Source organism: Streptomyces sp. AM 4-1-1 (assembly GCF_029167625.1).
Classification (GTDB): Bacteria; Actinomycetota; Actinomycetes; order Streptomycetales; family Streptomycetaceae; genus Streptomyces.
In genome coordinates, this window is sequence record NZ_CP119145.1 from 117,545 (window position 1) to 142,819 (window position 25,275).

General features: G+C 71.1%; 23 protein-coding genes. 11 read left to right on the forward strand and 12 right to left on the reverse strand.

Annotation, left to right across the window (positions count from 1 at the left end; all coding sequences use genetic code 11):
• The first annotated feature begins 679 nt into the window (after positions 1-679).
• The 3 genes from PZB75_RS00590 to PZB75_RS00600 are packed head-to-tail and all read left to right on the forward strand — an operon-like array spanning position 680 to position 5,315.
• A complete protein-coding gene (locus PZB75_RS00590; protein WP_275533285.1) occupies positions 680-1,783 on the forward strand; it encodes a methyltransferase in 1,104 nt (367 codons plus the stop codon).
• On the forward strand, positions 1,780-3,549 hold the full coding sequence (locus tag PZB75_RS00595; protein ID WP_275533286.1) for an ABC transporter ATP-binding protein: 1,770 nt from the start codon (positions 1,780-1,782) through the stop codon (positions 3,547-3,549). Before PZB75_RS00590 ends, PZB75_RS00595 begins: the two co-directional genes overlap by 4 nt.
• Positions 3,546-5,315, forward strand: a complete 1,770-nt coding sequence (locus tag PZB75_RS00600; RefSeq protein WP_275533287.1) for an ABC transporter ATP-binding protein — start codon at positions 3,546-3,548, stop codon at positions 5,313-5,315. The genes PZB75_RS00595 and PZB75_RS00600 overlap by 4 nt, the downstream gene beginning before the upstream one ends.
• A gap of 76 nt (positions 5,316-5,391) precedes the next feature.
• Here PZB75_RS00600 and PZB75_RS00605 read toward each other — a convergent pair whose 3' ends face one another.
• The 6 genes from PZB75_RS00605 to PZB75_RS00630 form a co-directional block, all read right to left on the reverse strand.
• Complete coding sequence (locus PZB75_RS00605) at positions 5,392-6,519, reverse strand: cytochrome P450 (RefSeq protein WP_343286272.1); 1,128 nt, start codon at positions 6,517-6,519, stop codon at positions 5,392-5,394.
• Between the two features lie 215 nt (positions 6,520-6,734).
• Positions 6,735-8,093 (reverse strand): PLP-dependent aminotransferase family protein, encoded by a 1,359-nt coding sequence (locus PZB75_RS00610; RefSeq protein ID WP_275533289.1) that lies wholly within the window; start codon positions 8,091-8,093, stop codon positions 6,735-6,737.
• A complete protein-coding gene (gene dpgC, locus PZB75_RS00615) occupies positions 8,090-9,511 on the reverse strand; it encodes a (3,5-dihydroxyphenyl)acetyl-CoA 1,2-dioxygenase DpgC (RefSeq protein WP_275533290.1) in 1,422 nt (473 codons plus the stop codon). The genes PZB75_RS00610 and dpgC overlap by 4 nt, the downstream gene beginning before the upstream one ends.
• Complete coding sequence (gene dpgB, locus PZB75_RS00620) at positions 9,508-10,293, reverse strand: enoyl-CoA-hydratase DpgB (protein ID WP_275533291.1); 786 nt, start codon at positions 10,291-10,293, stop codon at positions 9,508-9,510. Before dpgB ends, dpgC begins: the two co-directional genes overlap by 4 nt.
• A 139-nt stretch (positions 10,294-10,432) precedes the next feature.
• Positions 10,433-11,503, reverse strand: a complete 1,071-nt coding sequence (gene dpgA / locus PZB75_RS00625; RefSeq protein ID WP_275533292.1) for a 3,5-dihydroxyphenylacetyl-CoA synthase DpgA — start codon at positions 11,501-11,503, stop codon at positions 10,433-10,435.
• Complete coding sequence (locus tag PZB75_RS00630) at positions 11,500-12,663, reverse strand: glycine amidinotransferase (RefSeq protein WP_275533293.1); 1,164 nt, start codon at positions 12,661-12,663, stop codon at positions 11,500-11,502. The genes dpgA and PZB75_RS00630 overlap by 4 nt, the downstream gene beginning before the upstream one ends.
• Positions 12,664-13,405: 742 nt before the next feature.
• Here PZB75_RS00630 and PZB75_RS00635 point away from each other — a divergent pair.
• From PZB75_RS00635 to PZB75_RS00645, 3 genes are all read left to right on the forward strand, one after another.
• Positions 13,406-14,722, forward strand: a complete 1,317-nt coding sequence (locus tag PZB75_RS00635) for a peptide ligase PGM1-related protein (RefSeq protein WP_275533294.1) — start codon at positions 13,406-13,408, stop codon at positions 14,720-14,722.
• A 268-nt stretch (positions 14,723-14,990) separates the two neighbouring features.
• Positions 14,991-15,842, forward strand: a complete 852-nt coding sequence (locus PZB75_RS00640) for an RNA methyltransferase (RefSeq protein WP_275533295.1) — start codon at positions 14,991-14,993, stop codon at positions 15,840-15,842.
• Between the two features lie 288 nt (positions 15,843-16,130).
• Positions 16,131-16,685, forward strand: a complete 555-nt coding sequence (locus tag PZB75_RS00645) for an EF-hand domain-containing protein (RefSeq protein ID WP_275533296.1) — start codon at positions 16,131-16,133, stop codon at positions 16,683-16,685.
• 10 nt (positions 16,686-16,695) lie between these two features.
• On the opposite strand, the gene PZB75_RS00650 is transcribed toward PZB75_RS00645, so the two are convergent.
• A complete protein-coding gene (locus PZB75_RS00650; RefSeq protein ID WP_275533297.1) occupies positions 16,696-17,442 on the reverse strand; it encodes an isochorismatase family cysteine hydrolase in 747 nt (248 codons plus the stop codon).
• 37 nt (positions 17,443-17,479) lie between these two features.
• Here PZB75_RS00650 and PZB75_RS00655 point away from each other — a divergent pair, with 37 nt between their 5' ends.
• Positions 17,480-18,010, forward strand: a complete 531-nt coding sequence (locus tag PZB75_RS00655) for a PadR family transcriptional regulator (protein ID WP_275533298.1) — start codon at positions 17,480-17,482, stop codon at positions 18,008-18,010.
• Positions 18,011-18,322: 312 nt separating this feature from the next.
• Here the strand turns inward: PZB75_RS00655 and trxA are convergent, their stop codons facing one another.
• Positions 18,323-18,655, reverse strand: a complete 333-nt coding sequence (trxA, locus tag PZB75_RS00660; protein ID WP_275533299.1) for a thioredoxin — start codon at positions 18,653-18,655, stop codon at positions 18,323-18,325.
• A complete protein-coding gene (locus PZB75_RS00665; RefSeq protein WP_275538527.1) occupies positions 18,652-19,062 on the reverse strand; it encodes a MerR family transcriptional regulator in 411 nt (136 codons plus the stop codon). The genes trxA and PZB75_RS00665 overlap by 4 nt, the downstream gene beginning before the upstream one ends.
• Before the next feature lie 154 nt (positions 19,063-19,216).
• Between PZB75_RS00665 and PZB75_RS00670 the strand changes: the two genes are divergently transcribed.
• The gene (locus PZB75_RS00670; protein ID WP_275538528.1) at positions 19,217-19,537 is read left to right on the forward strand and encodes a hypothetical protein; all 321 of its coding nucleotides are present in this window, start codon (positions 19,217-19,219) and stop codon (positions 19,535-19,537) included.
• A gap of 311 nt (positions 19,538-19,848) precedes the next feature.
• Here PZB75_RS00670 and PZB75_RS00675 read toward each other — a convergent pair whose 3' ends face one another.
• The gene (locus PZB75_RS00675) at positions 19,849-20,718 is read right to left on the reverse strand and encodes a helix-turn-helix transcriptional regulator (RefSeq protein WP_275533300.1); all 870 of its coding nucleotides are present in this window, start codon (positions 20,716-20,718) and stop codon (positions 19,849-19,851) included.
• A 1,068-nt stretch (positions 20,719-21,786) separates the two neighbouring features.
• Here PZB75_RS00675 and PZB75_RS00680 point away from each other — a divergent pair.
• A complete protein-coding gene (locus PZB75_RS00680) occupies positions 21,787-22,164 on the forward strand; it encodes a hypothetical protein (protein WP_275533301.1) in 378 nt (125 codons plus the stop codon).
• A 147-nt stretch (positions 22,165-22,311) separates the two neighbouring features.
• Here PZB75_RS00680 and PZB75_RS00685 read toward each other — a convergent pair whose 3' ends face one another.
• Positions 22,312-22,791 carry an MSMEG_6728 family protein gene (locus tag PZB75_RS00685; RefSeq protein ID WP_275533302.1) on the reverse strand — a complete coding sequence of 160 codons (480 nt, stop codon included), beginning with the start codon at positions 22,789-22,791 and terminating at the stop codon, positions 22,312-22,314.
• A gap of 159 nt (positions 22,792-22,950) precedes the next feature.
• Here PZB75_RS00685 and PZB75_RS00690 point away from each other — a divergent pair, with 159 nt between their 5' ends.
• Positions 22,951-23,223 (forward strand): GlsB/YeaQ/YmgE family stress response membrane protein, encoded by a 273-nt coding sequence (locus tag PZB75_RS00690; protein ID WP_275533303.1) that lies wholly within the window; start codon positions 22,951-22,953, stop codon positions 23,221-23,223.
• A 301-nt stretch (positions 23,224-23,524) separates the two neighbouring features.
• Here the strand turns inward: PZB75_RS00690 and PZB75_RS00695 are convergent, their stop codons facing one another.
• Positions 23,525-24,001 carry a lamin tail domain-containing protein gene (locus tag PZB75_RS00695; RefSeq protein WP_275533304.1) on the reverse strand — a complete coding sequence of 159 codons (477 nt, stop codon included), beginning with the start codon at positions 23,999-24,001 and terminating at the stop codon, positions 23,525-23,527.
• A 469-nt stretch (positions 24,002-24,470) separates the two neighbouring features.
• Here PZB75_RS00695 and PZB75_RS00700 point away from each other — a divergent pair, with 469 nt between their 5' ends.
• The gene (locus PZB75_RS00700) at positions 24,471-25,241 is read left to right on the forward strand and encodes a PepSY domain-containing protein (RefSeq protein ID WP_275533305.1); all 771 of its coding nucleotides are present in this window, start codon (positions 24,471-24,473) and stop codon (positions 25,239-25,241) included.
• The last annotated feature ends 34 nt before the right edge of the window (positions 25,242-25,275 follow it).

A 25,275-nucleotide genomic window follows, 5' to 3' on the forward strand; every position in this document is an offset into this window, starting at 1 on the left:
TCCGTCCCGCGCGGCGTCCGGTGTGGCGCGGGCGGCGCGGATCGCGTTCCGCGGGGCGAGGCCGGCGACCCGGGTCCGCTCGTACCGGCTCGCCCCGCGAGTTGGCCTGCCGTGGTGCCGCCGAGAACAGGCAGCCCCCGGCCCGCACACCCTGAGACCCCCGCTCGGACCACTCGTCCCGCCTCTCGGTAGACCAGCAACACACCGGTTCAGCCCGCACCCCGCACACCCACCACCACACCTCCCAGCTTCAGGAGGGCCGGGACGGCTCATGTGGGGACCGCCCGGAATCGGCCGACGTTGGCCCGGTCCTGCGCCGGGTGCGCCGGGGGCTCCGGCCGGCCCGGCCCGGTACGTCGTGGGCACGGCGCGAGGGCGGGCCCGCGAAGGCGTTCGAGCCTGTGGTCGGTGATGCCCGTATGCGGACGTTCCCTCCCCGTCATGAGGGCGCGGGGATCGGCCGTGCCGTCGGACGGCACCGTCCCGGAGGGCGTCCCGCGCCCGGCCGCCGCGTCCCGGGTGTCGGGGCCGGGCGGACGTCGGCCGGATCGCGACGATCGTTCTTGTGGGCATATCGGGCCTGTGTGAGCATGCGACTGCGCAAACGCAAACATGATCTTGCAACTGGTCGCGGAGTCGCCGTCCGGCCCGCGCCGATCTGTCGACGAGAGGTACGGAAGTGAATCCGTCTGCCGACTCCGACCACCAGCCGCCGCGTAACACGCCTCCTCGGGACGACCGGAACGCCGTCGATCCCGTCGTCGAGCGCTTCCACTTCCTGGTGAACGCTCCGGCGCTCTTCAACGCCGTCGTCACCGCGCTCGAATGGGACCTCTTCGCGTTACTCGCCGAACACCCCGGAGCGTCCTTCGAAGAGCTGCGCCGGACCACCGGTGTCCCCGCCCACTCGCTGCGGGTCCTGCTGCACGCCGTGTGCACCACCGGCCTGCTGGAGCGGCGGGCGGACGGCGGCTACCACAACGCCCCGGCCGCCGAGGAGCTCCTGGTTCCCGACGGGCCCGACAGCTGGCGCCACATCCTCACCGGCTGGAAGGAGATCTACTACCCGGCCTTCGCGCGCATGAGCGAGGCCCTCGCCGCCGGCACCAACACGGCGCTGGCGGCACACCCCGGCGACGAGCCGACCCTCTACCGCAGGCTGTCGCACAACCCGGAACTGGAGACCGTCTTCCACCGCAGCATGAGCGCCTTCACGCTCAAGAGCCTCGACTCGCTGGTGGAGTGCGAGGAGTTCGCCACCGTGCGTCACCTCCTCGACGTGGGCGGCGGCGACGGTACGACCAGCGAGCGGCTGATCGCCCGTCACCCCCGGCTGCGTTCGACCATCTTCGACATCCCGTCGGTGTCGCAGCTCGCGGCGGGCCGCGGCACGGCCGGCGAGGCCGGCGGCGGGCGCATCGCGCTGCACCCCGGCGACCTGTTCGCCGACCCCTTCCCCGACGGCGCGGACGCGGTGCTCTTCAGCCACGTGCTGGAGATCTTCTCCGGCGAACAGATAACAGCGCTGCTGACGAAGGCGTGCTCCGTCCTGCCCTCCGGCGGACGGGTGTTCGTCTACGGCTACAACGTCTCCGACGACGAGACGCGGGGCTGGTACTCCGCCCGGCTCTCCCTCTACCTCAACGTGCTCGCCAGCGGGCAGGGCATGGCCTACCCCGCCCGTGACTACGAGGAATGGGCGCGCCGGGCCGGTTTCACCGGCGTACGGACCCTCACCGACCACCCCTACGAGCACGGCCTGACCATCGGCACCAAACCGTGAGAAAGGCCCTCGGCGGCCGCGGCCACTTCCCCGTCCCCGATCCGGGTGACCCGGTCACCACCTCTCCCGTCCGCTTCCTGGTGTGGCTCGCGACCCGGCACCGGGACAGCCTCGTCCTGGCCACCGTGTTCGGTGTGCTGTGCACGCTCGCGCAGGCACTGGTGCCGGTGGCCATCGGCCTCGGCATCGACCGGGGGCTGCTCCCCCGTGACCGGGGCGCGCTGCTGGTGTGGGGCGGGGCGGTGCTGCTGCTCGGCGTCCTCCAGGCCGTCGTCGGGACGCTGCGCGACCGGGCGTCGGCCACGAACCGGTTCGGGGCGGCCTACCGTGCCACCCAGTTGGTCGTCCGGCAGGCCACCGAGCTCGGCGCGGAGTTGCCCCGGCGGGCCTCCACCGGCTCGGTGGTCGCTGTCAGCGCCATGGACGTCGGCTCCCTCGGCACCGCCGTCGAGGGCACCGCACGCGGCGGCGGGGCCATCGCCTCGATCCTCTTCGCGTCCGTGTTCATGCTGGTCACGTCGTGGCAGCTGGGGCTCGTCGTCCTCGTCGGCGTACCGTTGATCGTGGCCGCCGCCGCCCGGCTGATGCGGCTGTTGCACGGCCGGCAGGAACGGCTGCGTGACCGGCAGGGCGCACTCACCGACCTGTCGGTCGACATCATCGACGGACTGCGCGTGCTGCGCGGCATCGGCGGCGAGGACGTCTACGCGCGCCACTACCGTGACGCCTCGCAGGATGTGCGCGCCGAGGGGGTACGGGTCGCGGCGACCGTGGCCGGCATCGCCCTTCTGCGGGTCCTCCTGCCGGGCATGCTGCTGGTCGCCATCGTCTGGCTGGGCGCGTACCAGGTGAGCACCGGCCGTCTCGAACCGGGCCTGCTCGTCGCCTTCTACGGGTACACGGTCTTCCTCACCCAGCAGTTGGGGCAGATCACCACGATGCTGGACCAGCTGACCCGCGCCACGGTGGCGGCTCACCGCATCCTGGACCTCCTCGCCCTGAAACCCGAACTGCCGTCGGGCACCCGGCCGCTGCCCGACGAGAAGCTGCGGCTGCACGACCCGGGGTCGGACCTGACCGTGCCGCCCGGCCGGCTGCTCGGCGTGGTCTGCGCCACGGACGGGGACGCGCGGGCCCTGGCGGACCGCATCGGCCGGTACGTCGACCCGGCGGCCCGGCACGGCGAGACGCCACTGTCGGACTACCGCACCGAGGACGTGCGCGGCCGGGTCCTGGTGTCCGACAACCGGGCCGCCCTGTTCTCGGGCCGGCTGGGCGCCGAACTCGACATCCGTGACGCCCGCGACACGAGCCGCGGGGACGACGGTGACGGCAGGGACGGCAGGGACGGCGGATTCGACCGGGCCGCCGTGCTGCGCGCCCTGGAGGCGGCCTCCGCGGAGGACGTGACCGATGCCCTGCCCGACGGGCCGGCGCAGGAGATCAGCGGAGGCCGCGAGTTCTCCGGCGGCCAGCAGCAGCGGCTCCGCCTGGCCCGCGCCCTGCTCGCCGGTCCGGAGGTACTGGTCCTGATCGACCCGACGAACGCCCTCGACGCCCACACGGAGGGCCGGGTCGCCGGGCGTCTGGGACCGTACCGGGCGGGCCGGACCACCGTGGTGTTCACCACCAGCCCCATCCTGCTCGCCCACGCCGAGCACGTCGTGTTCGTCCAGGACGGCAAGGCGGTGGCCGAGGGTGATCATCCGAGCCTGCTCGCGGACCCCGACTACCGCGGCGTCGTCACCCGGGAGGTCACGGCATGACCGCTACGGCCCCGCCCGTCGACCGGCTGCCCATCGCCTCGCAGCGGGAAGTGCGTTCCTACGCCCGGCGCACGATGCTGCGCCACCGGGGGCCACTGGCCCGCTCGCTCCTGCTCCACGCGCTGGCCTGTGCCGCCGCGCTGGTGGTCCCGCAACTCCTCGGCCGGATCGTGCAGAACGCGGCGGGCGGAACCGTCGCCGTCACCCCGGTGGCGCTCACGATCTGCGCGGCGGTGGTCCTCCAGGCGGTCCTGACCGGCTTCGCGCGGCTCTTCTCGCTACGGCTCGGCGAGACCGTGCTGGCCGACCTGCGCGAGGAGTTCGTGGACCGCGTGCTGGCCCTGCCGACCCACACGGTCGAGCGGGTCGGGACCGGTGAACTGGTCACGAGGACCACCCGTGACATCGACGTACTGGCCCTCACCGTGCAACGGGCCGTTCCCGACACCCTGGTGGCGGGCACCACCGTCGTACTGACCGTCGGGGCCGTCTGCCTGACCGATCCGCTGCTGGTGCTGCCCTGTCTGGTCGCCGTGCCGGTGCTGTGGCTGTCGACGCGCTGGTACCTGCGGCGGGCCCGCGCCGGATACCTGCGCGTGAACGCCTCGTACGCGCACCTCACCGACCACCTCGCCGAGACCGTCGCGGGCGCCCGTACGGTGGAGGCTCTGGGGTTGCGCCGGCGGCGCCGTACGCGCACCGACGGGGACATCGCGGCGTCCTACGCGGCCGAGCTCCACACGCTGAACCTGCGCAGCGTCTACCTGCCGATCGCCGACACCGGCTACGTCCTTCCCGTGGCCGCGACCCTGGTCATCGGCGGGCTGATGTACATCGACGGGCTGGTCGGCCTGGCCGCCGTCACCGCCGCCACCCTGTACGTCCAGCAGATCATCGCGCCCGTGGACACCCTGCTCTTCTGGATGGACGAACTCCAGGTCGGCGGCGCCTCCCTGGCCCGCGTCCTCGGCGTGCGCGACGCGGCCGGGCAGGCGGAGGCCCCCTCGACGGCTCCCCCGCCGCCCTCCGGGGCGGAACCGGCCCCGGAGGGCGGCGTCGAGCTGAAGGGGGTCCGCTTCTCCTACCGGGACGGCCGCGAAAGCCTGCGCGGCATCGACCTACGGGTGTCCCCCGGGGAACGGCTGGCGATCGTGGGCCCGTCCGGGGCGGGCAAGTCGACTCTCGGCCGGCTCCTCGCCGGGATCGACACACCCGGCGGGGGCAGTGTGACCCTGGGCGGGACCTCCCTCGCCGAGTCGTCGTCGGCCGAGCCGCGCCGCGACGTCGTCCTGGTCACGCAGGAGTACCACGTGTTCCGGGGCAGCCTGGCGGACAACCTTCTCATCGCCCGTCCCGACGCGGGCCCCGCGGACCTGGAGCGCGCCCTGCGGGCCGTCGCGGCCTGGGGATGGGCCTCCGTCCTGGGTCCGGACCACAAGGTGGGCTCCTCCGGAGCGGGCGAGCTGACCCCGGGCCAGGCCCAGCAACTGGCGCTGGCACGGCTGGTACTGCGCGACCCGCCGGTGGTGGTCCTCGACGAGGCGACCGCCCTGCTCGATCCGCATACGGCCCGCACCCTGGAGCGGTCCCTGGCCGGGCTGCTGAACGGCACCGTCATCTCGATCGCACACCGCCTGCACACCGCCCACGACGCCGACCGGGTGGTGGTCATGGAGGACGGCCTGATCGTCGAGAGCGGGTCCCACGACGACCTGGTGGGCCGCGGCGGAGCGTACGCGGAGCTGTGGAGGTCCTGGCACGGCTGACGGCACCCGGAGCCGGGCCGGCCGGCCCGGCGCGGTGAGCGCGCGGCAGCGCGTCGACGCGACCGGCGCCGCCCGCTCACCAGGCGACCGGCAGCGCGTGCACCCCGTAGAAGCCCATGTCCTCGCCCAGCGGCACCCTCGACGGCGGCACGGCGAGCCTCAGCCCGGGGAAGCGGGCGAAGAGCGCGGGGAAGGCGATCCGCATCTCGGTACGGGCCAGGTGCTGGCCGATGCACTGGTGCGCTCCGTGGCCGAAGGCCAGGTGTCCGGAGGCGGAGCGGGTGACGTCGAGACGATCGGGGTCCTCGAAACGGGCCGGGTCGCGGTTCGCCGCGGACAGCGACACGGTCACGGACTCCCCGGCGCGCAGGAGGCGGCCGGCGATCTCGATGTCCTCCAACGGGGAGCGGGGCACACCGAAGTGGAAGATGGTCAGGTAGCGCAGGAGTTCCTCGACGGCGCCGGCGGCCAGGGACGGGTCGGCCGTCAGGCGGGCGAGCTGGTCGGGGTGGGACAACAGCGCGAACACGCCCAGTCCGAGGGAGCCCGCCGTCGTCTCGTGGCCCGCCGACAGCAGCAGGGCGCCCACACCGGCGATCTCGGCCGTCGACAGCTCACCCCCTTGGGCCAGTTCGCTCAGCAGGTCGTCGCCGGGACTGCGGCGTCGGTGTCCGGCCAGCTCCGTGAGGAAGGCGTCCAGCTCCTCCATCGCGGTGGAAGCCTGTTCCGCCGTGGCGTCGAGCTCGAAGAGGATGGCGCTGTTGCGCTGGAAACCGGCGCGTTCGGCGTAGGGGACGCCCAGCAGTTCACAGATCACGAGCGAGGGGACGGGCAACGCGAACTGCTCGATCAGGTCGGCGTGTTCGCCGAGGGCGGCCATGGCGTCCAGCCGCTCCTCCACGATGCGCTCGACGCGGGGCGTCAGCGCGCGGGTGCGGCGGGCCGTGAACCAGCCCATCAGACGCCGGCGCAGCCGGGTGTGGTGCGGCGCGTCCATGTCGACCAGCCAGCCCGGCAGGGCGGGACTGCCGTAGAAGGGGTCCGTTCCGGGACGGGTCACCGGCACCCGTTTCAGTTCCGAGCGGGCGCTGAAGCGGGGGTCGGCGAGGACCTGGCGGGCCAGTTCGTGGCCCGTGACCAGCCAGCCGACGTGCCCGTCGGGGTAGCGCAGGCGGGTGAGGGGTCCCTGGTCGCGCGCGGCCATGAGTTCGGGGGGCGGGTCGAAGGGGCGGCGGCGGTCGCGGGCCGTCGGGTGCGTGGGCACGTCGCCGCGCCCCGGGCCGCCGTGGGTCGCGGGGCAGCCCTGCTTCTCGCGTCCGCTCGGCGCCGCTGGGCGGGGACATGCCTCGGGGCCGCTTCGAGCCTCGGGGCCGTCCTGTTCCGGGCGGGCGGGCGGTGGTACGGGAACGCTCCGCTCGTTCATCGCCGGACGCCTTCCTCGAAAGCCGGGGTGCCGGTTCCCGGCCGGCCCTGTGCCCGCGCCCGCAGGAAGGCGACGAGGCGGCGGACGCCTTCGTCGATCCGGTCCGGGTCCAGGTAACTGCACGACAACCGCAGGCTGTGGGTGCCTCCGCCGCCCGGGTGGAAGGGGGCCATCGGCGTCCACAGCACCCCGTACTCGGCCGCGGCCACCTCCAGCAGTGCCTCGTCCGCCGGGACGGGCAGCCGCATGAGGACGAAGAAGCCGCCGCCGGGACGGTTCCACCGCACCCCCTCCGGCAGGCCGTCGGCGCTCTCGCGCTCCAGTGCCCGCAGCAGGTGGGTGAGGTTGCGCCGGTAGAGCGCGGACCGCGTCCGGATCGGTTCGGCGAGCGAGCCGCCGTGTTCCAGCAGCATGCCCGCGATCAGTGCCTGGCAGACCGGGGAGGTGTTGACGGTGACGGCGGTCTTCAGGCGTGCCAGTTCGGCGGCGAGCGGTACGACGCCGCCAGCGGTGCGCACGCTCTGGTCGGCGACGACGTAGCCGACGCGGGCCCCGGGGAAGCACACCTTGGCGAAGGTGCCGATGTGGACCACCCGCCGGGTGGTGTCCAGTGCCTTGAGGGCGGGCAGTTCGGTGCCGGGTACGGCCGTGAAGCCGTACGCGTTGTCCTCCAGGACCAGGAAGTCCTCCCGCTCGGCGAGAGCCAGCAGCCGCAGGCGCCGGCCGCGTTCCATGCGTGAGCCGCTGGGATTGGCGTAGTCCGGCGCGACGTAGCAGGCACGGATGCGGCGGCCGGTGCGGCGGGCCGCCCGGCAGGCCTCGGCCAGCGCGTCGACGTCGAGGCCGTCACGGTCCTCGGGGACGGGGACGACCCCGGCGCCGAGGAGGGCGGCGGCGCTGGTGATGCCCACGAAGCAGGGTTCCGCGACGGCCAGGAGGTCCCGTTCGGTGGCGATGAGGGCCCGCACCGTCAGGAACATCGCCTCCTGGGCGCCGACGGTGATCACCAGACTGTCCGGATCGGCGTCGATGCCCTGGTCGCGGCGCAGCGCCTCGGCCACGACGGTGTTGACGATGCCCCGCGCGGGCCCGTACTCGTAGAGCAGCCGGGCCGCTGTCTCGCGGGTGCTGCCGGGGGCGGCGGCCACGTGGGAGACGAAGCGGTCCAGGTAGCGGGTGGTGTCCAGTTCGGCGTACGGGTCGGGGTGGGGAGCGCCCGGGGCGAAGGAGACGGCATCCGGGTAGCGGCTCATGATCTCGTTGAGGAAGCCGATCGACTCCAGCACCGGGTCCTGGAGCGAGGCATGCAGGGCTTCCCGGTCGAGGAGGGCCGTACGGGGGCTCGTGCCGCTCATCCGGGTGCCCCCTCGACCGCGGTGGGCCCGGCGGTGCTCCGGGAGCGGGCCCAGTGCCGTTCGGCCTTGGCCAGCACGTCGGGACTGTGGATGCGGCGGGCCTGGACGACGGCGAACTCCGCCAGGTAGCCGCGCAGGAGGTCCAGGGGTTCCTCGGCGTGGATCAGCATGGCGCGGTTGGCGGCCACGGCCGGGCCCGCCAGGTCGTGTACGGCGCGCTCCGCGGCCTCGTCGAGACCCGCGGTCGGCACGACCTCGTCGACCAGCAGGGCCGCGGCGGGCTCGTCGGTGTGAATCCGGCGGCCGGAGAGGATGATCTGGCGGGCCGTCCGGGCCCCGGTCAGCCGGGTGAGCCGGAGGTTGCCGAGGCCGGGGACGATGCCCTCGTCGGCGGCGGGCAGGCTGAGGAAGGCCCCCTCCTCGGCGATGACACGGTCGAGGACGAGCAGCAGTTGCATCCCGCCGCCGATGGCGAACGAGTCGACGACGCCCACCCAGGGCTTGGTCACCGCACCGAACGGGTCGTCGTCGAGCAGACCTCGGGCCATCTTGTTGACGTAGCCGAGCTCGCGGCCGAGCAGGAAGCCGACGAAGGGGATCGCGCCGGCACGCAGCTCCTTGAGGTTGATACCGGCGCTGAAGACACGTTTCCCGGCGTGGCGCGGATGGTCCACCGGGCCGCCGCGCAGGACCCCGACGCGTATCCGGTCGTCGAGGAGGACGACGTCGACGGCGGTCTCCAGATCCGCGATGAGCCGGGTGTCCTCGGCGTTGAGGCAGTGCGCGTTGCGGAAGGTCACGTGGGCCGCCCCACCACGGCGTTCCAGGAGCACGGCGTCCAGCTCCAGCCGGTCCGAGCTCCGGAATTCGGCCAGGCGGGCGGCCGATCCGGGCACGGGACGCAGCATCGACTCGATGAGGTGGGCACCGGCGGACGGGGACCGCAGAAGGGCTCCGAAGAAGATGCCCTGGTCGATCTCGCGGCCTTCCTTGTGCGCCTGGACGCGTGTGCGTTCCTCGGCCATCCGGGAGGCGTCCGGTACCAGGCCCGGAAAGCGCACGGCGGCCTCGGCGGCCAGTTCGGCCAGACGGGGCCGCCGTGTGCGGTCGGCGGTCAGGGTGTCGTAGACCGCGTCGGCGTGCCGGGCGAGGAAGGCGTGCCGGGCGGCCCGGCAGTCCTCGTGGAGGGCGCCCGCGCGGCGGGTTTCGGCTTCCGTGCGGGCGGGGGCGGAGGGCAGGTGCGCGAGGAGTCGTTCGCCTTCGGCCGTGTGACGGGCGAGGGCCGCGGCGTCGACGGTCAGGTCGCCCGCCGGGGCAGGGGCGGCGGGCAGCGGACCGCCTGCCGTCGCTTCCCCGGACCGGCCTCCGCCGGAGGCACGCGGAGGGCCGCCTGTCGTTCGGCTCGTGCTCTCGTTCACGCGGCGTCTCCCGGTGTCCGGCCGGCCTGGAGCGCGGTCAGCCGGCGCAGTTCCCTGTCGCAGGCCGCCAGGTGGGCGCCGAGCGCGTCGTCGAACTCCAGGGTCTGCGCCTCCAGCAACAGCTGTCGCCGGACGGCGAGTTCGCGGTCGGAGATGCGGCCCATCAGCACGCTCGCCGTGTGGACGGCCTCATCGGTGTCCGCCGACACCTGGTCGATCAGGCCCAGTTCCCGGGCGCGGGGTGCGTCGATGTCGTCGCCCCACAGCACGATCTGCCGGGCGCGGGCGGCGCCGAGTTGCTGGGAGAGCCGGTATACGGCCATTCCGGGCCAGAACTGTCCGTCGTTCACGGGGGCGAGGAGCCTCAGATCCGGGGCACCGATCCGGTAGTCGCTGACCAGCAGCAGATCGAGGGCGGGTCCGCCGCAGGCCCCGCCGGCCACGGCAATGCTCATCGCGGGCAGGCGTTCCAGTCTCCGTACGGCACGCTCCCAGCGGTTGATCTGCTGGATGTCCACCGGGCCCGGCCAGGACCGTGCCGCGGCGGGCGCCCTCGGGAGGCGGACGATCACGACCGTGCGCTCGGACCGTCCCTCGGCCCGGTCGCAGGCCTCGGTGACGACGGCGGTCAGCCGGGGCAGCGGCAGACCCGTCTCCAGCCGCAGGGTGATGTCGAGCCCGTCGGGTAAGCCGTCCGGCCCGTCCCCCGGTCCGCCTTCCGCTGTACTGTGCCTCGCCTGCCCGCCCTCCGCGGGGGGTGGCGGCATGTCGTGCGTGCGCACCGCGGTTCCCTTCGTCGTTCGCGTCTTCACGTCGTCGTGTCCGCACGTCGTCGCGTGGTCATGTCCCTGGCCGTGGGGCCGTGGGGCCGTGGGGCCGTAGGGTCGTCGGGCCTTCGCGGGATGTCGTCCGGCTCGGGGATCACCACCGCGCCAGTGCCATTTCGATCGTCGATCCAGGCCCCATCGTCATCAGGACCCCCACGTCCCCCGGCCGGGCCGTGCCCTCGGCCGCGAGCCGCTGGTAGGAGAAGAGGAAGGAGCCGCTCGACAGGTTGCCGTGGTCACGCAGCACTCCCGTGGTGTGCCGTACGTCGTGCCGGGTCAGCCCCAGGTTGATCCGGACGGAGTCCACCACCTTCTTGCCCCCGGAGTGCACCACCCAGTGGGCGATGTCCGACGGGAGCAGCCCGGTGCCGCGCAGCAGTCGCTCCAGCGCGCCGGGCGCGTGCGCGCCGACGACGTAGGGGATCTGCGGGTCGAGCCAGAAGCTGAACTTGCCGTGCCCGTCGTCCCAGTCGTAACGCATGGCGTCGACCGCCTCCGGGATGATGCGGCTGGAGAAGCCCAGCAGGGCCGGCGCGGGGGCACTCCCCTCCCGCGTACCGGCGGTGGTGACGGCGACGGCCGCCGCCCCGTCGCCGAAGAGGCTGTTCACGACCGAGGAGCGCATCGTCGCGTCGAAGACGTACGCCGCCGAGCACACCTCCACGCACACCAGCAGGGCCAGTTCGCCGGGGTGGGCGCGGGCCCAGCCGTCGACCGCGTTCAGCGCGTTCAGGCCGGCGTTGCACCCCATGCCGACGACGTCGAGCCGCGAGCACGACACCTCGATGCCGAGTTCCTTGATGAGCAGGGCCGAGAAGCCGGGTGTCAGGAAGCCCGTGGAGGTGACGCAGCACAGGTAGCGGATGTCGGAGATCCGTGCGCCGGCGTCCTCCAGGCAGTTCTCGACGGCCCTGCGGCCGAGTTCCAGTCCCTGTCGGGTGTGTTTGCGCAGCAGATCGCCCTGGGACTCCACGGTCCGGGAGCCGTCCGGTCGGGGGGCGGGGAGGGTCAGGCCGCGTCGCTCGATCGCGCTGTTGAGGAAGACCGAGCGGACGCGGGGGTCCGTGACGTCCAGCAGGTCGAGCAGTTCGCGCTGGGTGTACGTGGTGTCGGGGACGGCGGTGCCGACCCCGGCGAGCCGGGATCCGACGCCGGGCCGGGTCATCCGAGGTAGTCCTCCGGGCCGCCTTCGCGCACGGTGTCGAGCGTGAAGCAGTGGAAGCCTCCTCCGAACAGCCGCCGGTGCCGGTGCCGCACGGGTACGACCGTGAACCGGTGCTTCTCCAGGGTGCGGATCAGCTCGGGACAGGCTTCGTTGACGAGCACGGTGTCCGGGCCGGCGGAGAGCACGTTGAGGTCGATGAACGGGCTGGTCAGGACCAGGTCCTTGTCCTCGTAGCGGGGGAAGTTGTCGCTCTCGGGTGTGGGCGCGACGATCCGGTCCCAGCCGCGCAGCGCCTCCGGGAGCTTGTCGGCGACGGCCTCCGAGCGCACCAGCAGCGTGCCGGGGCGCAGAGCGAGGACCATGCTGTCGATGTGGCTGTCGCTGAGCCGGTGGACCCGGTGGACGCGGAACCGGTCCCCCACGTGGCGCTCCAGCCAGTCGCAGGCCAGCGCGTGGTGGGTGGTGGAGATGTTGACCACCAGGTCACGGCCGAGTCGCAGCACCTGCGCCCCGTCGAACATCATCTCGATGCCCACGTCGTAAGGGGAGGGGGTCGGCGCCCCGATGGGTTCGGTGGGACCGCCGACCGTGCTCTCACGGGCGTAGGTGAGGTCGAAGGACGCGTCGGTCATCAGGGGCCGGGGCATCACCGTCCAGCGGGCGCCCCGCTCGAAGTACCGCTGGAAGACCGGGGTGAGGAACTGCGTCTCGAAGTAGCGGGAGCGGATCATGGGCGGGGTCTCGATGATCTCGTCGCCCAGGATCAGGGTGTTGTCACGGATGTTCAGCGGGGGGACGACGGAGGCGGACCAGGCTGGGGTGCGCACCTCGCTGGTGCCCGCGTCGAGGTCCATCGGGCGGTGCACCGTGACCGAGAGGTCGGTCAGTGCCGCGGCTATGCCGTCCAGGTCCTCGACCAGCTCGTCGACGTAACGCTGTTTGATGGGTACGCGGCCTCGTCGCCCGCTTTCGCCGGCCGGTTCGCCGCCGACCGTGAGCCGGGGGTAGTACCACTCGGACCGGCTCGCGTTGTCGCCGGCGATGTTGTCGTGGAAGAAGAGGTCGAAGGACAACTCACGTTCGTGTGAGGTGTAGTTGGCCGCCGATCCGACGATCACTTCCTTGAGTGTGGACCATTCGTCGAAGCTGTTCAGCATCATCGCGTGCTCCATCGATCGCCTGGGGCGTGCCACCGCCCCGCTCGGCTCCGACCGGCCCCCGGGACGGGGCCGTCGCGTTCTCCACCCTCGGCTCCCGAGGCGATCAACGGCAAGGGGCAATTGTCGTGGTGACCGCTTTTCGGTCTTCCACCGCGCGGCGTGTCCGGCAGGTGCCACGCGCAGACCGCATTCCGTGCGTACCAGGGGGATTTACCTGGTCAGCGACACCATCGCACAGACCCGCACAGACGATCGAAAAGCTTCACGAGGGCAATGGTCCGCCTGCCGGATGTGTCCTGATCCGCGCATCGGACACTCACACGAGTGTGACGTGGGCCACAGCGATGGTCGAGGCCGTGCCGGATGTGCTTCCATCGAAACCGGCGAGGCCCCTGGCCCGCACGACGAACCGACGCGGTTCCGACGGAACCAAGTGCGCGGTTCAGGAACGGATTTCCCCGACCCCTACCCGGTTCTTCCGACTCCCCACCGGCAGGAACTCCCACCGCCCGGCAGTCCCGCACCCGAGCGCCGCGAGGTGTGTCGCACCGGACGTCGCGAGTCCCACGGACCGCTCACGGCGGCGCGGCAACCACCGGAGCCCGCTCCGACACCCGTGTGCACGTGCAATCACACGCCACCACCGCACGCGGTTCACCCGGATCGCGTCGGCTCCTTGCCGCATTCCTCCGTTCCTCCTTTCCCATTCCCGCACACGGACGACACGAGGTGGACCACAGACATGCCCCGGCTGCTGATCGGCAACGGACCGAGTGAAGACCTGGTGGGAACGTGGAACAAGCCCTTCATGGGCTGGTGGGCCCAGCGCCTGCTCTGGTTCATCCGCGACGGCGACGTCCTGGTACTGCCCGAAGCCCCGGACGAGGAGTTCCTGGCCTACGTCACCGAGCTGGTCGGTACGGACCCGGAGAGCATCACGTTCGTCGTCCCGCCCGCCGTGATCCGGCCCGGCGATTGGCTGCTCGAACCGGAGCTGGCGGACCGGACACGGCAGGCACTGGGCGGACTCCCGCCGACCGAGGTGTTCGCGCTCTGTCCCAACGAGGCGGTGGTCGAACTCGCCAGGTCCCTGGGAGCGAAGTCGGCGGTGCCCGGCCACGCCTTCCTCGACCAGGGCGGTGCCCGCGTCGCCGACAGCAAGGCGGTCTTCCGCATGCTCGCGGCCGGCGCGGGCGTGCCCCTGCCCGAGGGCGGCGTCAGCGCCAATCCGGAAAGCGCCTACCGTCTGATCACACGCCTCCTCGACGCGGGCCGGCCGGTCATCCTGAAGAAGGAGTTCCTCCAGGCCGGCAGCGGCAACGAGGTCCTGACCCTCACGGACGGCATCAAGGTCAACGGCGCGGCCCGTACGGTCGTCCTCCCCGATGCCCGCGACGCCGTCCGCGTCTACCTCAACGAGCGCTGGGAATGGCTCACCGAGGGCCGGCTCCACCAGATCGTCGTCGAGGAGTACCACCCGGGCAGCCGGGCCGTGTTCGCCGAGTTCTGGATCGGGGACGAGGGAATCGAACTCGGCGGCCAGGGCGAGCTGGTGGCCGAACCGGTCGCCGACCACTCCTTCCTGCCGGCCCCCGGTCTGACGCCGGAGCAGGAGCAGGCCCTGATGGCGGGCGGCCGCCGGCTGAGCGAGGTCCTCCGGGAGATGGGCTACCGGGGCGTCCTGAGCGCCGACGCCATCGTGGTCGACGCCGCCGACGGCACCCCCGAGGTCCTGTTCACGGAGTACAACGGTGTGGTGACCGGGTCGACCCACGTCTACCACCTCGGCAAGCGCCTGGCCGGAGCGGACTACGCCCGCGACCGCCTGCTGGCCGAGTACGTCTCCTGGCCGATGCCCTCCTTCGCGGAGGCCCGCAAGTACGTGGAGAGCGAGGGCCTCGGCTACGACCGGGAGACCCGCACCGGTGTCGTCCTGCTGAACTCCTGGCGGGCGAAGACCACCGGCACCGTCCCCTTCTGCCTGATCGTGGAGGACATCGAAGCGGCGGAGCGCCTGAAGCAACGGCTCATGCCGCAGGCACCGCCCCCGGAACACTGAGCCACGGCCCCCGGCCTGTCCCACAGGGCACGCACACCACACCCGTACCCGGGCCGGCCGGGACGCGCTCCCTGACGCGTTGCCACCGGCCCCTCGCCTCCGCCGGGCCGCTGTGACCGCGACGCGTGGGAGCGGCCGCTCCGGGCCCGGCAGCTCCCACGCTCCGGACCCCGGCGCGCGGTCACCGCTCGCGCCGCTGCTGCCGGGCCAAGTCGGCTTGGGTGTAGCCATTTTGCTCGTACCTGGGCCGGAAGATAGGCTCTCGGAAATGGCAGGATCACGTGGAGAGCGGGTGCCGGTGGCTCGGCGGATCACCTCACGCAACGCCCGCTTCCAGCAGTGGCAGGCATTGCTCGGCAACCGCAACAAACGCACGCGCGCAGGTGAGTTCCTGGTCCTCGGAGTCCGTCCGATCTCGCTCGCGGTGGAGCACGGCTGGCCCGTACGCGCCCTCCTCTACGACGGACAGCGGGAGCTGTCGAAGTGGGCGCGGGAACTCCTTCGTACGGTGCGGACGGAGCAGATCGCGATGGCCCCGGACCTGCTGATGGAGCTGGGTGAGAAGAGCGAGGCCCCGCCCGAGGTCGTCGCCGTCGTGGAGATGCCCGCCGACGACCTCGGCCGCATCATGGCCGGGGAAGACTTCCTGGGCGTACTGTTCGACCGGCCGACCAGTCCGGGGAACATCGGGAGCATCATCCGCTCGGCGGACGCCCTGGGCGCTCACGGACTGATCGTGACGGGACACGCCGCCGACGTCTACGACCCGAAATCAGTCCGGTCGAGCACCGGCTCGCTGTTCTCCCTGCCCGCCGTCCGGGTGCCGTCACCGGGCGAGGTGATGGACTGGGTGGACGCCCGCCGGGCCGGCGGGGCACCGATCGTCCTGGTCGGTACGGACGAGCACGGCGACTGCGATGTGTTCGATTTTGACTTCACCCAGCCGACACTGCTGCTGATCGGCAATGAGACAGCCGGGCTCAGCAACACCTGGCGTACGTTGTGCGACTACACGGTCAGCATCCCGATGACCGGCTCCGCGAGCTCACTGAACGCGGCGAATGCCGCGACCGCGATCCTCTACGAAGCCGCCCGGCAGCGGATCAGCAAAAAGCTCTGACAGCTCACGGAACTCCTTCCCACGAGCCGTACCAACGGCTGCCGGTCTCCTCCTCCGGGTCTGGTGCGGTCCGGCGGCCCGGCCGCCGGGCCATGGCACGACCTCCAGGAAGCAACTCCCATGTCATCTCGGCCAATTCATGACTGATGCCGTCTTCCGCGTTTGTCCACCGACGTTCACCCGAGGTGATGGAACGACGCCGTATCGAAGGTCTGACGCCGTGGTCGTTCCTAACCTTCCTGGAGACCGCCGTGCGCTGTGCATGGCCTGCGGACCGAGGACGACGCGATGACGAGTGCCGTGAAGAACCAGAAGTTCAGCATCCTCTTCGACTGGTTCGACCAGGGCGGGGACGGACAGCTCACTCAGGACGACCTGCGGGCAACGGCCGGTGTGTTCGCCCGGGTGGCGGCGGAGGACGACCACACCAACATCGGGGCCATGCACAACGCCTTCGAGCGGTGGTGGCAGCTGTTGCTCAAGCACGGTGACACGAACGGCGATGGGCGGGTGTCGCGCCAGGAATTCATCACCGTCATGGAAGCCAATGTCACGGCTCCCGAGCACTTCGAAGGCGCTGTCATGGCGATCATCGACGCGTTGATGAGCGCCCTCGACACCGACGGGGACGGAGTCCTCAGCCGCGACGAGTACGTGCGCATGTACGACGCGCTGGGCATCCCCCCGGAGACCTCCGGGAAAGCGTTCACCAAGCTGGACCTGGACGGGAACGGAGTGATCAGTCACGGCGAATTCCGTACGGCCATCTCCGACTTCTATCTCAGCGCCGACCCGGACGCGCCGGGCAACCACCTGCTCGGCCTGGTCGGCCCGCCGGTCTGACACAGCCGTCTCACACAACAGTCGATCCGCCGGACCCGGCGGATCGACCGTTACGTCCGGTGCCGCTTCGGACAGCGTTCGCCCTGCCCGCTTCCTCCGATGCCGGGGTGGTCGTGATCAGTCGGTTCGTGATCTCCTCGGCGGTCAGCACGAGTGCGAAGCCTTTGCGCAGGACGGCGAGTTCCGCTTCCTGACGGGACTCGTCGTCGGTGGCCGTGGTGTCGGATCCGAAGACGACCTTGTAGCCGCGTTCGTATGCCTGCCGGGCCGTGGTGCCGCAGCAGTAGTTGGTGAGGGTGCCAGTGACGATGACCGTGTCGCGACCGAGGTTGCGCAGCATCGTGTCGAGCGGGGTGTCGTAGAACGCGCCGTAGGAGGGTTTGCGGATCAGGGCCTCGTCGGGGCGTCGGCCCATCAGAGCCGACACCTCGGCGGGGCCCGGGCGACGCCAGTCGGTGTCGGCGTGCGGGAGGAAGCGCAGGGCGTGCGGCCGGTCCAGTCCGAGGTGGGTGTCGTCGAAGACGGTCCATATCACCGGGACCGAGGCGGCCCGGCAGTCCTCGACCAGCCGCCGTAGCCGAGGTGCCATCCGGGTCGCCGCGGGCACCCAGTAGGGACTCCCCCCGGGGCGGACGAATTCGTCCTGCATGTCGATGACCAGCAGCGCCGTGTCCTCTGGCCGTACGTCGAACGATGCCCGGCCGTGCTCGTAGGCGTCACGCGCTCGCGCGGTCACCCATTCCTCGGTATACGCCATCCTCGCCCCTTGTATCGATTCGAGGTATCTCGTTTCGATGTGCGAGAGTAGCACCATGCTGGAACTCGCGATCCTGGGATTCCTGGCCGAAGGGCCACTGCACGGCTACCAACTGCGCCGCCGGATAGCGCACTTGTCCGGCCATGCCCGCCCGGTCAGCGACGGCAGCCTCTATCCGGCGATCAACCGTCTGGTCAAGGCCGAACTGCTCGACCGCAGAGCCGAGCCGGGCGCCTCGGCCGTCCAGCGGCACACCCTGAGCCTGACCGCCACCGGCCGTACCGAGTTGCTGCGCCGGCTGAGGGAAGCCGACGGCCTGGACATCAGCGACAGCACCCGGTACTTCACGGTCCTGGCTTTTCTCTCCCGGCTTCCCGACCTCGCCGACCAGCATGCGGTACTGCGCCGACGGCTGGACTTCCTGGAACAGCCCGCGAGCTTCTTCCGCGGTGGCGACGGCCTCCTGAGCGCCGAAGACACCGACGACCCCTACCGCCGCGGCATGCTCACCATCGCCCGCGCCACCAGCCGCGCGGAACGGTCGTGGCTATGGGAGCTGCTGGCCTGACGCACCACGGCGGCACCCGCCGTGGTGCACCGAGGCAGGACAAACGCTGCCTGATGCGGCACCGGACCGAGAACGTCAGCACGCCTCACCCGAGTTGTGACGAAGACCTCTCCCCGTGCCTCTCGCGGTGCCTCCTCCCGCAGTACCTCCCCGGCATCAGCAACCGGCCCGTCCCGGCCCGCCTTTCGGTGAGCCGGGACGGAGCCGAACCCACGAGCGTCCGCCGCGGGGTGTCTCCGGGAATCCGCCGTTTCCGCGACGAGGTTCCCCCTGCGAGCGATCGGACCGGAACGGAATTGCCCCGCGCCCCGCTCAGATCACGTCGGCGAGCTCCTGAAGCAGCCGCCGCTTGGGCCGGGCTCCGACCATCGACTTCACCGGTTCACCGTCGCGGAACACCATCAGCGTCGGCATCGACAGCACTCCGTACCTGACCATCACCTCCGGGTTGCTGTCCACGTCCAACTGCACGACCTTGAGACGCTCCGCCTCCTCGCCGGCGACGGCGCTCAGCACCGGCGCCAGTTGGCGGCACGGCCCACACCAGTCGGCGGTGAATTCGACCAGGACCGGCAGGTCCGCCTGGAGTACTTCGGTGTCGAAGTCCGCATCGGTCACGGCCTCGACGCCCACTGCGTGGATCATTGTCTGTCGTCCTCCCGCTCGGAAAGTTCACAACGTGGTTCGGGGCCGCCGGGCAGCCCCGCCTCGGCGCGCGCCAGCTGCGCTCCCACTCGTCCGCGAACGCGCTGAAGCTGCTCGATCAGCGCGTCCAGCTCGGAGAGCTTGCGACGGTAGACGGCGAGCGAGTCGGGGCACGCGTCTCCGGCCGGATGTCCGGCACGCAGGCACTCGACGAACGGCCGGGTCTCCTCCAGCTCGAACCCGAAGTCCTGCAGGCTCCTGATCTGCCGCACCAGCCGCAGATCGGCCTCGTCGTACGTCCGGTATCCGTTCACCGCACGCCGCGCGGACAACAGTTCCCGGGACTCGTAGTAACGCAGAGTGCGCGTGGTCGTCCCCGCTCGCCGCGCCAGTTCACCGATTCGCATGTCCACGACGGTAGTCCTTGACGCGGACGTCAAGGCAAGACCGTCAGCCACCGGACACCGGGCGCCCGGCACTCCGTTGTTCACATCCGGAGCACGGCCTTAGGCTCCCGGTATGTTCCTACGTGTTCGTATGCGCCAAGCCCTCCCGGAAGCGATGCGTGCCCGCGACAAGGTCGCGGTGAGCGCCCTGCGCGCGACGCTCGCCGCGCTGGACAACGCGGAGGCGGTGCCCGTGGACGGAGCCGAGGCGCGCGGCCTGGCCCTTGAGCAGTCACCGGTCGGTGCCGGTGCCACCGAGGCAATGCGACGTGAGCTGAGCGAGCACGATGTGGCGGATGTCGTGCGGGCCGAGGCCACCGAACGCTTGGACGTCGCGGCGCAGTTGACCGCGCCCGCGCACGCCGACCGAGTCGCGCGGCTCCGCGCCGAAGCCGCTGTGCTGTTTCGCTTCCTCGACGGCCACGACATCCCGTAGAGCACGCGGGAACCGTCGCACCCCCCCGAATTCGGCACTGGTCACAAGCAACCGGTGGCCCGGTTGTGAGCGGATACGGCCACCGCGTGATCATCGGGGTGGCGCAGCCCCTGAGGATCGTGCGGTGGCCGCGGGCCGTGGCGGGGAGGGACTTGATCACGCGCTGTCCACCGACCCCCTCGGACCGGGCCGCGCCGATGTCCACGAGCGGTGGGAGTCGGACGAACAGCTGATGACGTTCCCGGGCCCGGACATCGGCGCGGTGCGCGTTCCCATGCCGGACACGGACACGCACCACCGGACGGTTTATCTCAGACGGCGGGATGGTCCGTCGCGGCGGTGGTCCTGCGGCATGCGGGGCACGGGCGTTCGGTGTTCTCCACGACGCGTGCGAGACGATAGCGACTCAGAGATCCGCACCTCTCGCAGCGCGCGGCCCAGGGGGTCCGGAAGCCTGGGTACCGGGTCACCGGGACCAGGCCTGCGGCGCGCATCCGGCGTTCGGCCTCCGCCGGGTCCCCGTTCAGGGTGCGGCGTTCCACCTCCGCCGCTTCGGCCGCCCTGCCCCGTAACTCCCTGCGTCGTTCACGCTCACGCACCCGGTTCCACGCCGACACCCAGTCCGGAAACGCGCGCTCCGCGACCCCCACCGCCAGCAGATACGCCCGCAGTGTGTCCGCGGACGCCGGAAGGGACTTGCGGGTCGCGATGCGCCATGCGGTGCTCCTGGACAGGGGCGCGTACAGCCGGGTGGCGCGGTAGCGCCGCTCGGCCCGCTGCGCCATGACACGGGCGGAGGGGCGGTCGTTCAGTTCGTACGCGCGTACCAGAGCGGCGCCGAGATCCTCGACGCTGCGGACCAGCTTCAGGCTGGGGGCCTGGGTGAGGCTTCGCCGGGCGGTACCGCCGCGAGTGCGGCGCGCGGCGAGACGCAGCGCCAGCAGTTCTTCGGAGTCCAGCCCGCAGACCCGGGCGTATCCCTGGATGATCGCCAGGGTGGGCGGTGTCCGGCCGGCTTCAGCGCGCTGGATCGTCGACTCGGAGCAGCCGATCAGCTCGGCTATGTCGGCGCGGGAGAGCACCCTCCTGCTCCTGGCCTCGCGCAGGCGGGAGGCCAGTCTCCCGATGGCGCTCCCGGGGTCTGCGACGGCCTTCATCGGACGGCCGGTGTGTTCGCGCATCTTGTGGCACCCCTCAGCTCCGCGCGGTACCGGAGAGTCCGGTGGCGGTGCGGCGGCGGAGCCGGAATGCGGGTGCTCCGGCCGGAGGAACAGCACCGCGCGGCCCGGTCGCCGCGCGGGGGAACCGAGGGCCGTCGTGCGCGGTGGACTCGGCTCCCGGGACCGTGGGCGCGGTGACGGCGGCGGGCTCGGCGCCACGTGGCCGCCGGGGCCCGGCGGCGCTGTGGGCAAGGGTGGGTACGGACACGGAACGCCCTTCTGTCTTACGGAAGTCGGCGGTAGCCGTCACGGGCTCCGGCTCCGACCAGGTCGATCCGCGCGGGCCTTCGGCTCCGGCTCCGCGCGGTCTGACGAATCGTGCCACTGCCGGGGCGGGACGCTCGCCGTACCGGCCCATTTCATTCATGTCCGTCTCAGCGCGCGGAGAAGGGGACATCCGGCAAGCCCAGCCCTGAGTCACCACCAAGAGTGAATCTCTGCCCCACGATCGCCACGCCCCGGAGGGCAAGAGACCGAATCCGATCATTCAATGATGATTTATGATCAAAAACTTAATCAATTGAGTCCGGCACGATTCGCTGATCGCATATTCACCCAACATTGGCCCACTTTCATTTGCCGACGCCGTGCCCTGCTGCGACGATCCGGCGGCGCCTCGCCCCGTGCGGTCGGAACCCGTCCCCGGATCACCGGCTGCCGCTCCGGGCGGCCCCGCTTGTCCGGGCCCGTGGAAGACGGCGCCGGGTCACGGACAGAGCGTGCCGATACCCGTCACGCGGCCCGGCGGAACCACGACGGGCACACGCCGTGACCGCGGCAGCCGGAACACGACGGTCGACCTGAGAATCCCTGAATTACCCATGGACCGACGCCTTTCTCGTGTGACTACTAGGCGGTTCGAGTGGATATCGGGAGGTTTTCCAATCCGATACGGGAGTCGGTCACGAAATACGCTCGGTGACCGGGCAGCCTGACGTCCGGCCACTGAACGGAGCTACCGGCCCAGCCGGAATGCACCGCTTTCAGCTCCGGTCTTCTAACTGCCCGAATAGTAAGGGAAGGCACTCCATGCGCAACTTCACCAAGGCCCTCGCGATCGTCGCGATCGTCGCCCCGATCGCCCTCGGCGGTGCCGGTGTGGCCTCCGCCGACGCCGGCGCCGTCGGCCAGACCAGGGCCGCCGAGCAGGGCGGGAACGCCGGAAACGGCTTCCTCTCCGGCCTCGTGGGCCGTCACCACGACCGCGGCCAGAACCGCGACCACAACCGTGGCGAGACCGCCGGCCCGCTGTACGTCCGCACCGGCCAGGTCGCCGGCCCGGAGGGCTCGTGGTCCACGGTCCGCGCCACCGGCTTCACCCCCGACGGCGAGGCGTTCTACTTCGACACCGTTCGGGGCGCGGGCCCGGACGGAGCGTTCAGCGGTACCGTCGCCACCCACTCCTGACAGCGGTCCAAGAGCCCGCCGCCGCTGAGAGCGGCGTCCGGCCCGGCTGATCGGAAACGTGCGCGACAACACGGGCGCGGCTCCCGGGAATGATTCCCAGGAGCCGCGTCGGTCCATTTCCGTACGGGACCCGACACAACAAAGCGGTCACTCGCAGGAATTTCGGTCGCGATCGGAACTCGGCCATACGTAGGGCAGGCTGTCCGGAACCCCGGGGAATCGAGGACGGTAATATTCCGCGTCCTTGCGTACCAGCGCCGAGCGATGACTGCGATGGAACGCGGAATCCCCCAGCCATGGCGGCAGTTCACCCGCTTCCGAGAGAGCGCTCTGATCCCGCACGGCGGAATCCGGTCGGCAGGCGCCGAAGCCGGCCGTCAGGCTCGCGGCGCACGTGTCGCCGTGACCCTGGTCCGTCCAGACCCGGCACACCTCCAGCCCGTACCGGACCAGTGCCTCCTCGTACCCGCACCACATCCGTACCGCCGGGTGGTGACGCCAGCCGTAACCGGGCACCGTCAGACCTCGTAGCACCTGGAGTGCTTCGACACGCTGCTTCCCCAGGCGGCGCCGGTCCAGAGCCTGCGCCGATGACGCGAAATCAGGAAACGGCAGAAAAGTCTGCATACCGTATGCGTACCGCGCTTCCCCGGACGACAACCGTCCTTCGCGTCCCGGTCACAACGGGAAGCGGTGATCAACCGCGTTTGGAAACGCGTTGACCGGCCATGTGAAGTGAGACGCAGGAACAAGACACCAAGACACCAAGTAGAGGGGCTGTCGGCTATGGGCATCATCGCGTGGATCATCATCGGCCTGCTGGCCGGAGCTATCGCCAAGGCACTGATGCCGGGCAAAGACCCGGGCGGCATCATCATCACCATGCTCATCGGCATCGCCGGCGCGCTGCTCGGCGGTTGGCTCGGCAAGGTGATCTTCGGCGTGGACTCGATCGACGGCTTCTTCCATCTCTCCACCTGGATCGCCGCGATCATCGGCTCGCTCATCCTTCTCGCCCTGTACCGCATGGTCACAGGACGAGGGCACAGCCACCGCTGATCCTCCCGCCCAAGCCCGTCGGGCCCGCCGTCCTGAGGGACGGCGGGCCCGACGGCGTGGTGCGGTCAGCTCTGAGGACGCCGACCGTGATTGGCCGCGTTCTTACGACGCGCTCTCTTCTTACGACGCCGCTTCGATGACATGCCGCCTCCTCTTCCCTGGGGATTTCACCGATTTTATACACTTTCGCCCCATGTTCATCGTCCGACGGGTTCGCGTCCGGCCCGTCAGCGGCTCGTGCACGGCGTGGTGCCCCCGGCAGTCGCCGGGGGCACCACGTGTCTCCGTGGTTCAGGGGACGTCAGCGGTGACCGCCCCGGCGGCCCCAGGACTCCGAGTCGACCTTGTGGCCCCGGGCGTCGCGCAGGGTGGCGGTGTCCCGGTTGTCCCACACATAGGTACGCCGGCCCTGGTGGACGTCGTGGCCGTTGTCGCGGCCGACGCCGGTGTGCACCCGCACGGAGGAGCGTCCCGCCAGCCGCAGCTTGAAGCGGTAGGTGTGGCCGCCCTCGTCGCCGAGCGTCCAGCCACGGAGATCGGCGGACTGCCGGGAGGTGTTGGTGACGGTGACCCACTCCCCGTTCAGGCTGCGGTTGGAGCCGTCCTCGCGGCCGGGACTGTCGTACTGGATCTTGCCCAGGACGATCACCGAGCGCTTGGCCGGCGCGTCGTGGGTCCTGCCGTGTCCGTTGTCGGCCGCGGCGGGGAGAGCCGCTGCGGCCAGCAGTGCGCCGGACGCGAGAACGGCGGCGGTGATTCGTCGTGCGGAACGGGACATGAGAACCCCTCATCTGGCGTTGCCGGGCCCGGTGCCCGGACGGTGTTCGGTCCCGGCGTGCTACCGAGAACGCACACTGTGGCCGGACGGCGCGACGGCCGGAAGGTGCCCAGATGTCTGTTACGAAACACCGACATTTCCGTCACACGCGGCTGTACCCGGCACCCATCACGCCATGCGTCGGCTCCTGTCGGCCGGTGAGTCCCACCGGCCGTGGGGCGTCGCGGCACCGGGATGAACACGCCGTCCCACCACCCTTCCCACACCCCCGCGCGCCCCTGGCACGCGGCGCCGCGTTCGTGTAACAGCCGCCGCCCCACCTCCTGAACAGCTGTACGCCAGCGGCAGGTAAAGCGGAGAGACCGTTCGACGCCCGCGCCGGGACCGGCCGCCGTCGCGCGCCGGTCGATCGGGTGACTCATGAGGTGGCGCGACATGCCGAAGCGGATCGTGGGTTAGGTGTGCAGTCATGAGTCTTGAGCCACGTTCCACGAAGACCGACGGCCTCCCGGGCCCTCGTACCCGACACCCGCGTGTGGTCGGCTCCCTGTGCGTCGTCGCCGCCTCGGCCCTGTTGCTGGCGGGATGCGGCGGCAGCGACAACGAGGAAGGGGCGCCCTCACCCGCGCGCGCCACGCAGAGCCCGACCGTGTCGTCGGCCGCTCCCTCCGCCTCCTCGTCCATGTCGGCCTCGCCGTCGGCCACCGCGTCGAGCCGGGCGCCCCTCACCGAGGACCAGGCCGAACGCAAAGCACTGATCCCGGCCGCGAAGATCGCCTTCCTCAAGGCGGCCGACACGGCGGTGGGCAAGGTTCCGGGGAGCAAGCTCGCCGAACTCGAACTGAAGGGGACGAGCGGCAGCGCCGACACCGGGCACCCCCAGTGGATCGCCAAGGTCGCCTCGAAGGACGGTACGGCGCACACCGTGCGCATCGACGCGGTGTCCGGCAAGGTCATCCGGTCCGAGACGGACCCCGACCAGGACGCCGACGACAAGCGCGAGCTCGCCGACAGGCTCGCCAAGGCCAAGGAGACCCCCGAGGCGGCCGCCAAGGTCGCCATGGACAAGATCACCGCGGCCGGCAGGAAGGGCACGGTCAGCGCCATCGAGCTGGACGAGAAGAAGGGCACTCTCGTCTGGTCCGTCGATGTGGTGACCACCGACGACTGGAACAAGACGACGTTCGACATCGACGCCGCGAACGGCGACGTCAAGCGCGAGCACGTGGACCGCGACTGATCCCGACGCGGGCCGCGAGGCCGGGCCAGGACGT

What these genes read in the sequence shown, in the direction of transcription:
- PZB75_RS00600 (WP_275533287.1), top strand. Translation starts at nt 3,546, where the DNA reads ATGACCGCTACGGCCCCGCCCGTCGACCGGCTGCCCATCGCCTCGCAG.
- PZB75_RS00605 (WP_343286272.1), bottom strand. Translation starts at nt 6,519, where the DNA reads ATGGCCGCGCGCGACCAGGGACCCCTCACCCGCCTGCGCTACCCCGAC.
- PZB75_RS00610 (WP_275533289.1), bottom strand. Translation starts at nt 8,093, where the DNA reads ATGAGCGGCACGAGCCCCCGTACGGCCCTCCTCGACCGGGAAGCCCTG.
- dpgA (WP_275533292.1), bottom strand. Translation starts at nt 11,503, where the DNA reads ATGACCCGGCCCGGCGTCGGATCCCGGCTCGCCGGGGTCGGCACCGCC.
- PZB75_RS00630 (WP_275533293.1), bottom strand. Translation starts at nt 12,663, where the DNA reads ATGATGCTGAACAGCTTCGACGAATGGTCCACACTCAAGGAAGTGATC.
- PZB75_RS00635 (WP_275533294.1), top strand. Translation starts at nt 13,406, where the DNA reads ATGCCCCGGCTGCTGATCGGCAACGGACCGAGTGAAGACCTGGTGGGA.
- PZB75_RS00640 (WP_275533295.1), top strand. Translation starts at nt 14,991, where the DNA reads ATGGCAGGATCACGTGGAGAGCGGGTGCCGGTGGCTCGGCGGATCACC.
- PZB75_RS00645 (WP_275533296.1), top strand. Translation starts at nt 16,131, where the DNA reads ATGACGAGTGCCGTGAAGAACCAGAAGTTCAGCATCCTCTTCGACTGG.
- PZB75_RS00650 (WP_275533297.1), bottom strand. Translation starts at nt 17,442, where the DNA reads ATGGCGTATACCGAGGAATGGGTGACCGCGCGAGCGCGTGACGCCTAC.
- PZB75_RS00655 (WP_275533298.1), top strand. Translation starts at nt 17,480, where the DNA reads ATGTGCGAGAGTAGCACCATGCTGGAACTCGCGATCCTGGGATTCCTG.
- trxA (WP_275533299.1), bottom strand. Translation starts at nt 18,655, where the DNA reads ATGATCCACGCAGTGGGCGTCGAGGCCGTGACCGATGCGGACTTCGAC.
- PZB75_RS00665 (WP_275538527.1), bottom strand. Translation starts at nt 19,062, where the DNA reads ATGCGAATCGGTGAACTGGCGCGGCGAGCGGGGACGACCACGCGCACT.
- PZB75_RS00670 (WP_275538528.1), top strand. Translation starts at nt 19,217, where the DNA reads ATGCGTGCCCGCGACAAGGTCGCGGTGAGCGCCCTGCGCGCGACGCTC.
- PZB75_RS00675 (WP_275533300.1), bottom strand. Translation starts at nt 20,718, where the DNA reads ATGCGCGAACACACCGGCCGTCCGATGAAGGCCGTCGCAGACCCCGGG.
- PZB75_RS00680 (WP_275533301.1), top strand. Translation starts at nt 21,787, where the DNA reads ATGCGCAACTTCACCAAGGCCCTCGCGATCGTCGCGATCGTCGCCCCG.
- PZB75_RS00685 (WP_275533302.1), bottom strand. Translation starts at nt 22,791, where the DNA reads ATGCAGACTTTTCTGCCGTTTCCTGATTTCGCGTCATCGGCGCAGGCT.
- PZB75_RS00690 (WP_275533303.1), top strand. Translation starts at nt 22,951, where the DNA reads ATGGGCATCATCGCGTGGATCATCATCGGCCTGCTGGCCGGAGCTATC.
- PZB75_RS00695 (WP_275533304.1), bottom strand. Translation starts at nt 24,001, where the DNA reads ATGTCCCGTTCCGCACGACGAATCACCGCCGCCGTTCTCGCGTCCGGC.
- PZB75_RS00700 (WP_275533305.1), top strand. Translation starts at nt 24,471, where the DNA reads ATGAGTCTTGAGCCACGTTCCACGAAGACCGACGGCCTCCCGGGCCCT.